This window comes from Vibrio sp. Isolate33, assembly GCF_022397895.1.
In the GTDB taxonomy this organism is placed as follows: domain Bacteria; phylum Pseudomonadota; class Gammaproteobacteria; order Enterobacterales; family Vibrionaceae; genus Vibrio; species Vibrio pomeroyi.
Genome location: NZ_JAKEUP010000005.1, coordinates 268,797 through 278,191, shown reverse-complemented (window position 1 = coordinate 278,191; position 9,395 = coordinate 268,797). Strand labels below are relative to the sequence as shown.

The 9,395-nt window shown below is 43.1% G+C and carries 7 protein-coding genes and 1 pseudogene; 5 read left to right on the top strand and 3 right to left on the bottom strand.

Annotated elements, in window-relative coordinates; genetic code table 11:
• Together L1D37_RS11125 and L1D37_RS11120 are read right to left on the bottom strand one after the other, a co-directional pair.
• Positions 1-278 (bottom strand): annotated as a pseudogene (locus L1D37_RS11125) (IS110 family transposase); the annotation flags it as partial.
• A gap of 269 nt (positions 279-547) precedes the next feature.
• Positions 548-1,591, bottom strand: coding sequence for a porin (locus L1D37_RS11120; RefSeq protein WP_176680153.1), 1,044 nt, complete (start codon positions 1,589-1,591; stop codon positions 548-550).
• 514 nt (positions 1,592-2,105) lie between these two features.
• Between L1D37_RS11120 and dinG the strand changes: the two genes are divergently transcribed.
• The 5 genes from dinG to L1D37_RS11095 all read left to right on the top strand — a co-directional run bounded on the left by dinG (position 2,106) and on the right by L1D37_RS11095 (position 6,982).
• On the top strand, positions 2,106-4,181 hold the full coding sequence (dinG, locus tag L1D37_RS11115; protein WP_239847919.1) for an ATP-dependent DNA helicase DinG: 2,076 nt from the start codon (positions 2,106-2,108) through the stop codon (positions 4,179-4,181).
• Between the two features lie 127 nt (positions 4,182-4,308).
• Entirely contained in the window at positions 4,309-5,088 is a 780-nt protein-coding gene (locus L1D37_RS11110) for a TSUP family transporter (protein WP_239847918.1), read from the top strand.
• Between the two features lie 22 nt (positions 5,089-5,110).
• A complete protein-coding gene (locus tag L1D37_RS11105; protein WP_048659684.1) occupies positions 5,111-5,659 on the top strand; it encodes a primosomal replication protein in 549 nt (182 codons plus the stop codon).
• A complete protein-coding gene (gene rsmS / locus L1D37_RS11100; protein ID WP_017111064.1) occupies positions 5,649-5,819 on the top strand; it encodes a pleiotropic regulatory protein RsmS in 171 nt (56 codons plus the stop codon). The genes L1D37_RS11105 and rsmS overlap by 11 nt, the downstream gene beginning before the upstream one ends.
• A 29-nt stretch (positions 5,820-5,848) precedes the next feature.
• Positions 5,849-6,982, top strand: a complete 1,134-nt coding sequence (locus L1D37_RS11095; RefSeq protein ID WP_239847917.1) for a cupin domain-containing protein — start codon at positions 5,849-5,851, stop codon at positions 6,980-6,982.
• 112 nt (positions 6,983-7,094) lie between these two features.
• On the opposite strand, the gene L1D37_RS11090 is transcribed toward L1D37_RS11095, so the two are convergent.
• Positions 7,095-9,212, bottom strand: coding sequence for a methyl-accepting chemotaxis protein (locus L1D37_RS11090; RefSeq protein ID WP_239847916.1), 2,118 nt, complete (start codon positions 9,210-9,212; stop codon positions 7,095-7,097).
• Positions 9,213-9,395: the final 183 nt, after the last annotated feature.

Here is a 9,395-nt window from a genome sequence, read left to right as displayed (position 1 = left end):
TCGATGAAATCGTTTTTATTGCCTTTGACATAAGGCTTAACATACTGAGGAGGAATAAGTCGGGGTTGATGCCCAAACTCACTACACTTTCGAGCAAGCCAATGAGCACCGCCACAGGCTTCGAAAGCAATAGTTGTTGGTTCTATTTTTCTAAGAAAGATTAAGAGTTGGTTACGATTAAATTTACGACGAAGCACCTCCACGCCACAACGGTTATGTGCGATAGCATGGAAGCAATGTTTACCTAGGTCGATACCTAAAATATGAATAGAAGACATATGGTTCACCTCATTCTGAGAGCCTACTCTAAGCTTAAGGGCTTGAGAGTGAGGCGGACCATATAATTAAGCCGCCACAACGGTTATGTGCGATAGCATGGAAGCAATGTTTACCTAGGTCGATACCTAAAATATGAATAGAAGACATATGGTTCACCTCATTCTGAGAGCCTACTCTAAGCTTAAGGGCTTGAGAGTGAGGCGGACCATATAATTAAGCCAGTCATATGACTGGCTTTTACAGCGTTACTTAACTAAGAGTTAGACTATTAGAAGTAGTAGTAAGCAGCTGCGAATACGAATGTCTCTTCGTCAGAGCTCTCAGCACGAACACCTTGTGGTACGTCAAGCTCTTGCTTGATATCGATACCCATGTCTAGGCGATCGCTGTGCGTGTACATTACTGCAACGTTCATGTAGCTGTAATCTTTGTCAGCAACAAAATCTTGCTCTTTAGTGTTTGCACCGTAACCAGCAGCAACAGTTACTTGCTCAGATGCAGTGAATGCGCCTGATAGGTAGTAACCAGTGTTCTTCTTATTTGTTGCATTTGTTTTGCTTGCGTCTTTCTCACCGTCATCAATCCAAGTATTGAAACCTAGTTTTACAGCATCGCCAACTTTAACATTACCAGAAACAGAGGTTACCGTGTAATCTGCTTCGTCACGGTCTTCGTAACCAGCGTAGATATTGAAAATTTCGTGTTCGAAACCAACGTAACCGTTCACACCTTTGTCAGCAGCAGAGTGGCTTTCGTCTGTTTCAAAGTAAGAAACACCGTAAGCAAAACCAGAAGTAGCACCTTGGAACTTAACAACGTTGAATGCATCAGAAGCATCGCCAGCAGAAGCACCAAACTCGTAAGTCATATCACCAGCGCCATCAACTTTATCTAGAGCTGTATCATTTTCCCAACCGAAAGATGCAACACCAAAACCAGTGTCAAAACCTAACCATGCTTTATCAACGTCAGTATTTGGACCAGACTCGATGCCGCCGTATACTTCTGAAACTTTAGCTGACTCGTTTGTGTCAGAGATGTAGTTCATCATTAGGTCAGTTTCAAAGTAACCAACCCAACGGTTGTTTTTGTAGCTTACAGCTAGTGTTAGAGCAGTTGCCCAATCATCGTAGAATGCACCAGAGTATGAATCGTAGTAACCACCAACACCCCAAGCACCAGATACTGAGAATTGGTCTTTGTGCATGTCTTCAAACTCAAACATTGGCTTAGAGTTTTGAGAACTTGTTTCAACTGCGAATGCAGAAGTTGATACCGCTGCGATAGCTAGCGCTAATAGAGTCTTTTTCATAATAAATCCACTGCCTTTTCTAAGAATGGGAGATCCTTGCCCGGTTCCCTTTTATTTTTTATGACTGGTCATTACCACTCTTTGTTGGTTAATCACCGTCACTAAATTTCGAGGTCTAGATTGCAAAAGATTATCCTGCGTGTCAAATAAACTAAAAACAAACCTAAAAAAAACACAAACCAATCAAAATCAAAGACTTACATTTTTTTTCATTGTTTTACGAGCAGGTTATCCTTAGTTTTATCAGGAAATATAATAATCCAAAAAAAGAACAAAACAGAATTAAACACCACCAACAATCTACAAAACAACCAACAATCAGAATTTAACACCTACAAGCCAGTCTTTTTTAATATTTATATTTCGCAAGATAAATAAAATCGTTAAGTTCCTGATGGTTCAGTTTTTTTTTGTGAACAAGATCTACCTTTGGTTCAAAAGCAAGCTATTTCACGGTAAATGTACCGACTAGTGATATGTGCTACTATCCTCGCTCCGTTACGTAGGTCACAGTATGCTAACTACTAAAATTCAAAAATCTATTCGCACCAGTTATCAAAACCTCCAAGATCAGTTGGACAACTTTGTACCTAGACGTGCTCAAAATTACCTTGTTGCAGAAATCGCGAAGACACTTTGTGGTCAATACCATAAAAGTAACCGCATGATAGTTGCTGAAGCAGGAACGGGGATTGGTAAATCACTTGCTTATTTAATGGCGACGATTCCTGTTGCAGTGCTCAACAATCGAAAAATCGTCATTTCAACGGCGACGGTTGCACTTCAAGAACAACTCGTAAATAAAGATCTCCCTCTATATAGAAGACTTACAGATAGAGAGTTCTCTTTTATACTCGCCAAAGGTAGACAGCGTTATTGCTGTGCCGAGAAGCTAGCCGCAGCTTGTGGGGTTGATGGTGGTCAGATGGCTATGTTCGAATCCAAGCCAAAGCAAAAAGACATCGAACAATTACAGACCATGTACCGCAGCTTGACTCAAGGTAAGTGGGATGGCGACCGTGATTCATGGCCGAAACCAATCGACAACATGATTTGGCAAATGATTGTCAGTGATAAACACAGCTGTAATAACAGTATGCCTACTCATAGAGACTGCCCTTTCCAAAAAGCACGCTCAGAGCTAGATAAAGCAGATGTGATTATTGCCAATCACAGCTTGGTGATGGCAGACGCTGACTTAGGTGGCGGCGTGATACTGCCTGAACCAGAAAACAGCATCTATATCTTCGATGAGGCTCATCACTTACCACACGTAGCAAGAGATCACTCTTCTGCAGCGGCAAGCTTAAAAGGTGCAGCTTCATGGTTAGAGCGTTTAAATCAATCCATCACCAAGCTTTCAGGCTTGGCGGATGAAAAGCGAGTAGGTCGATTCAGAAATGAATTGCAAGATTCTGTACAGCAGCTGATTCCTACTCTGACTCAGCTAAGTAAGCAATTTAACGCCACCCATTTTGAAGATGGATTGTACCGTTTTGAACACGGTGATTTACCAGAATGGTTAGAGAACGAATCTAAAGACCTCAAACAATTGAGTCAAAAAGCGAGTCAGGCTGTCGCGAAGATTGCTGACCTTATTGCTGAACGTGTTAAAGATGGAGAACTTTCAGCGAAATTAGCCGAGCCCGCGCTTGCTGAAATCGGCTTCTATATACAGAGAACAGAAAACCTAGCGCAAGTTTGGCGCTTAATGGCCGAGCCTAAACGCGAAAAAGGCGCGCCTTTAGCTCGCTGGCTTGAACTCAATAAAGAGAGTGAAGGCGATTTCGTCGTGAATGTTTCTCCACTCGAAGTTGGTTGGCAGCTTGACCAGCAGATTTGGAGCCGCTGTATCGGTGCGGTACTTGTTTCTGCGACCATGAGAGCACTCAACTCGTTCAGCTTTTTCTGTCACCAAGCGGGGATCAGTCAAAAAGAAGAAGATGGCGTGCAATTTCTGGCTTTGGCATCACCGTTTGATTATCAAAATCAAGCGGAGCTGATCGTGCCAGCCATGAAGTACGAACCGCAAGCGCCTCAGTTTACCGAATATCTTATTGAAATTTTGCCTAAGGTAATAGAAGACAACAAAGCTAATCTCGTTCTATTCTCTTCTTACTGGCAAATGAATAAAGTTGCAGAAGCTTTGGCAACAGATTTCGTTAAAAAGTCATGGGCTTTGCAGGTTCAAGGTGATACATCACGCACCGAAATCCTAAAAAAACATAAAAAGCTCATAGACCAAGGTAAAACAAGCGTTCTTTTTGGAACTGGCAGCTTTTCAGAGGGTCTGGATCTACCAGGAGAGCTTCTTGAAAACCTGGTTATTACCAAGATTCCTTTTGGCGTTCCTACGTCACCTGTAGAACAAGCACATTCAGAATATATTGAATCACGTGGCGGTAATCCTTTTATGCAGATTACTGTTCCAGAAGCGAGTAAAAAGCTTATTCAATCTGTCGGTCGACTACTGCGTAAAGAACGAGATTCTGGTAAAGTCACGATCCTGGATAGACGCATAGTCACGAAGCGATACGGGAAGTCCCTACTCGACTCACTACCGCCTTTTAAAAGAACAATAAAATACTAATTTTCCTACCCTAAAGGTAGTTATGGGCCAGTTATCGCTAGGCCCTGCATTCACAACCCAACATGATTAATCCATCGATTATTCGTGTGGCTGCCTCAACAGCCAATAACGAGAACACTAGCTATTTATGGAAATGATTGAACCAACCATGTTGGTTATCCTCGCTCTGGTTGCATTTGCAGCGGGCTTTATTGATGCTGTTGCCGGTGGTGGTGGGATGTTAACCGTCCCAGCTTTGCTGTCGCTTGGCCTGCCGCCACATATTGCACTGGGGACGAACAAGCTCGCTGCAACATTTGCCTCATCGACCGCAGCCTTTACTTACTATCGTAAAAAGCTATTTAAGCCCGAATGTTGGATCAACGCATTCATAGCCACCTTGATAGGCGCGACTATTGGTACTTTAACCGTTGATGCAATTAGCACTGAGTGGTTAGAGAAAGTACTACCATTAGTTATTCTTGCTGCAGCGGTCTATACCATTTTTCACAAGACACCAAATGCCAATCACAACGTGTCACCGAACCCTTGCCCTGTGCTTAAGAAAAAGCAAAAGTACCAAGGTTTCATTCTTGGCTTTTATGATGGTGTTGCAGGCCCGGGAACTGGCGCATTTTGGACAGTAAGTTCTATGGCGCTTTACCGCCTAAATATCTTGCTTGCTTCAGGCCTGTCCAAAGCAATGAACTTTACCAGTAACTTCACTTCTTTAGTGACCTTTGCAATTCTTGGTCATATTGATTGGGTTCTTGGTTTAACCATGGGTGTTTGCTTAATGGCTGGGGCATTCGTTGGCGCGCACTCTGCAATTCGTTTTGGGGCGACGTTTATACGACCTGTGTTTGTGACTGTGGTCAGCGTTCTTGCAATTAAACTGGCTTACGAAGCGTGGTTTGTGAACTTATAACCACCAGCAAACGGGAAGCAAAATGAATCAGTTTTCAAAGCTCAAAAGTGTTATTGATACCTTGATTGGCCATTGCTCTCAGGTCGATAAGTCTCGTGGCGCTTATCATCAAGCACTGTTTGATCGGGCCTTGTTTAAGTGCGGAGCCTCGACTCTTCTTCCTTATGCCCTTGAAACTCAGGCGACTTATAACACCATTATTCGTGAACAGAGCACCAATCAGCTCACTTCATCACGAGCAAATTATCTGACTGAAAGGCTGACCAACCAGATTGCAGCGATTCAGCGAGAGTTAGCCAACCACGATTTGCGCCTAGATAGGAAAAGTAAATCAGGGAAAAGCTTAAACGACTTGTACAACGAACTCGCACAACACCAAGATTGGCAAAAGCGGCTCGTCGATTTAGTTCAAACACGAAAGTTAGCGTTTGATTCTGCGCCACGCCACCATAAGAAAAAAGCGGAAGAGGCTTGGCAACTCGCAAAAGAACGATTGGAACGCTGTGAGGACTCAATGAAGAACATTGAGAGATTGATTAACTTAGAGAACCCTAAGCGAAATGAGCACTGATAACACATCATCACCACTGGATAACGCACCTGAAGAAGTTAAGTTAGCTGTCGACCTTATCTACTTACTCGAAAGCAACGAGATCGACCCAAAGGTTGCGTTAGAAGCAATTAAGATTGTCCAGCAAGATTTACAAGCCAAACTAGCATCTAGCATCTAGCATCTAGCACAAAAATATACAGGATTCACATGTACCAACTTAGCTTTTCTATGCCCGAGTTTCTTGAAAACTACTGGCATAAAAAACCAACCATCTTAAAAGGTGGCTTCCAAAACTTCGTCGACCCAATTTCGCCGGAAGAACTTGCTGGTTTATCGATGGAAGAAGAAGTGGATTCTCGCTTTGTTTCTAACCTCGACAACAAATGGACAGCCGAACACGGCCCATTTACTGAAGAGAAGTTTGGTGAACTCACTGAAACACATTGGCAATTGATCGTTCAAGCAGCAAACCATTGGCATCAAGGTGCAAATCAACTGACTGAAGCGTTCCAACAATTACCAAACTGGTTGTTCGACGATCTAATGATTTGCTACTCAGCACCGGAAGGCGGTGTTGGCCCTCATATTGATCAATACGATGTATTCATTATTCAAGGCCAAGGTAAGCGTCAATGGAAAGTGGGCGCGAAAGATGTTGGTCAATACAAAGAGACCGTACAAGCTTCTGCTCTACGCCAAATTGAAGGATTTGAGCCAATCATTGATGAAACCTTAGAACCAGGTGATATCCTTTATATCCCGCCAGGCTTCCCACACGAAGGCAACACGCTAGAACCATCAATGAGCTACTCGATTGGCTACCGCTCTCCTAAAGAGCAAGAGCTAATCAGTAACTTTGCCGACTTTGTGCTTGCTCATGATATGGGCGACGTGCACCTGCATGATCCAGAGTTCAAAACGCAAGATGGCTACGGCAAGATTCGTTCGTCAGATTTGAGTAACCTAACTGATATGTTGAAGTCCGCATTAGAACAGCCTGAAACCGTGAGTGATTTCATGGGTTGTTTACTGAGCCAATCACGCCATCAACTTGATATCGTTGCCCCAGAGCCACTATGGACTCAAGAAGAAATAGCTCAACACTTGGAGTCTGAAGGCGAGATCCACCGTGTATCTGGTTTAAAGGCGCTTTACCACGAAAATGAAAGCAACACAGCTTACATCAATGGCGAAGTGGTTAAGGTTGATGAAGCGGACTCTTCGTTACTCAACATACTTTGCGATGATACTGTAATTACTTCGGCTACTGCCCTATCTCCTTCTGGCGTAACGGTAGTGACTGAATTAGTGAACAAAGGCTACTGGTTCATCGAAGAGTAAGCCGTACCAACTGCTCGTTGTTTGTCAGCTTTGGTAGCAAGATATAAAAAAGGGACAAATGAAGATTTCATTTGTCCCTTTTTCAATTCAGGAGTTGGCTAAATCTTATTAGTTATACTTTGAACTGATTGACCAATTTCTGCTGCTGTTGAGACAGCTGATCAATTTCGTTGCCCACTTGTTCAGAAGCCGCTGCTTGTTCCAAGATCTTCGCACTCAAGTCTCGAATATTAACCACACTTTGATTCACTTCACCAGACACCGATTGCTGCTCTTCTGCCGCTCTTACGATCTGATTGTTCATATCACTGATCGCTTCTATCGAAGTAAAGATCGACCCCAGATCCTCAACCGCTTTTTGGACATGTAAGGCAGTGTCATTAGCGAGAATATTGCCTTCTTGTATCGCCTCAACAACATCTTGAGTACCAGCATGAACCTTATCGATCACAGCTCTGATCTCACCAACGGATGACTGTGTACGGCTTGCTAGGTTTCTTACTTCATCAGCAACAACCGCAAAACCGCGACCTTGTTCGCCTGCCCTTGCCGCTTCAATCGCAGCATTCAGTGCTAGTAGATTAGTCTGTTCAGAGATCCCTTCAATAACACTTAAGATCTCAGTGATGTTTCCATTATTCTTCGCTAGCTCTTCCACAATAGGCACAGCACTCGACATGCGTTCCACCAGCTTTCTCATTTCACCAGCTGAAAGCTCGATAACTTCTTGCCCTTGCTGAGCTGAACGGTTCGCTTCGCAGGCTGCATCAACAGCAACTTCTGCGTTTTGTACGACTAAGCCTGCGGTTTGAGTCATCTCTTCTGCCGCAGTTGCAACTAAATCCACTTCTTTGAATTGAGATTCGCTGCTTTCACGAGTGCTTGATGCAGACGCTTTCGCTTGGCTAGTTGTGCTCGCTACTTGCTCTGTCGTTTGAATCACTTCTTTAATTGTGTGCTGAAGCTTATCTAAGAACAGATTAAACCCTTTCGATAGCTGACCGATTTCATCTTGAGATTTCACTTCTAAACGCTGCGTTAAATCGCCTTCACCAGAAGCAATATCATTTAACCTCTCTACTACCTGTCGAATTGGTTTTACAATAGACAGTGAAGCAAATGCGATAATAGCTAGACCAAAGAAAATAAACACAGTACCTGCGATCACTTCTGTCTTGATGCCTTCACTTAACTTAGTACTAATGATGGAATCCAATTTATTTGCATCGGCGACGACACTCTCTCTTGGGATCTCGAACAACACGCCCCAAGTTTGGTTAGCGGCTACAACTGGAGCAAATGCGAGTAACCACTCACCGTTCTCACTCCATTGCGTTGTCACTTCGCCACCAAAGATAAAATCGGTCATCAAGTCGCTGTTTGTGTTGTTACTTTGGAAGCTCGAACCAACTGCAATGCTTGAATCATCAGAAGCAATAACAGAACCGTCTAGGCTCACCACGTAAACTGCGCCAGCACCATCAAACAAGCTTTGGTCAGATTGAGTCACTACATTGGTTAAGCCATCTAGTCTGAGATCAATCCCTAAGAAACCGATCGCCATATCATCGACTAAGATAGGTACAGAGATTGAAGAGGTCAGTAAGGTTTTACCCCCGCTGTTTACAACTCTTGGCGTACTGATACAGGTTTGCCCTGATGACAAAGGACAGTAGAAACGCTCACTGTTGCTGTCATCACTCAATGTCGATTCTGAAAGCACGTTCGGTAGAACATTCTCACCGTTGTCTGCTACTTTCCAATAAGGTGCAAAACGGCCTTTTTCGTTAGAGCCAACATAATCGGCATCCACATAGTTCGCGTCTTCACTATCAAGTAAATCTGGCTTAAAAACTAAATATGCGCCTTGAATCGAATCGAAGTTTAAAACTGAACGACGCACCATTTCATCCAACGCAGTACGAAGTTCTTCACTCGGCGTAAAATTTTCATCTGCATTGTTCTTTAAAAACTGAGCACTCGCCGCTAGCATCTCTGCGCGGTAAATCGCTTCGTCAACGTAACGTTGAGTTTCTTGAGCATTAAGCTGAGAAACAGACGCCAACAACTGCTGAGTTTTATTGATAACTGATTCTGAGCTTTGAGATTTGATGACTTGTTGATTACTCGTCGCGTTGTAGATCGAGAAACCAATAAGAGACAGTGAAGTAATGATTAGGCAACAACCTGCTAAGAGGGTTATTTTCCACTGTACCGATAGAGAACGCATTTAATATCCTTATTTAAGCCAAAAGACTTCCTTAACCATAACTCCCACATTGATAACGAATTGCTGTCCACAATGTTAATGAGTTAGACGAATAGCTTAGCGGATGATTACAGCACAATTTACGCACATATAAAACGAAAGTTTACATAAATGTTAATAAGTCGTGTTTTTTGTCTTTTGTTA

Bases quoted from the DNA above. Each gene is read 5' to 3' on its own strand.
- L1D37_RS11120 (WP_176680153.1), bottom strand. From the start codon at position 1,591: ATGAAAAAGACTCTATTAGCGCTAGCTATCGCAGCGGTATCAACTTCT.
- dinG (WP_239847919.1), top strand. From the start codon at position 2,106: ATGCTAACTACTAAAATTCAAAAATCTATTCGCACCAGTTATCAAAAC.
- L1D37_RS11110 (WP_239847918.1), top strand. From the start codon at position 4,309: ATGGAAATGATTGAACCAACCATGTTGGTTATCCTCGCTCTGGTTGCA.
- L1D37_RS11105 (WP_048659684.1), top strand. From the start codon at position 5,111: ATGAATCAGTTTTCAAAGCTCAAAAGTGTTATTGATACCTTGATTGGC.
- rsmS (WP_017111064.1), top strand. From the start codon at position 5,649: ATGAGCACTGATAACACATCATCACCACTGGATAACGCACCTGAAGAA.
- L1D37_RS11095 (WP_239847917.1), top strand. From the start codon at position 5,849: ATGTACCAACTTAGCTTTTCTATGCCCGAGTTTCTTGAAAACTACTGG.
- L1D37_RS11090 (WP_239847916.1), bottom strand. From the start codon at position 9,212: ATGCGTTCTCTATCGGTACAGTGGAAAATAACCCTCTTAGCAGGTTGT.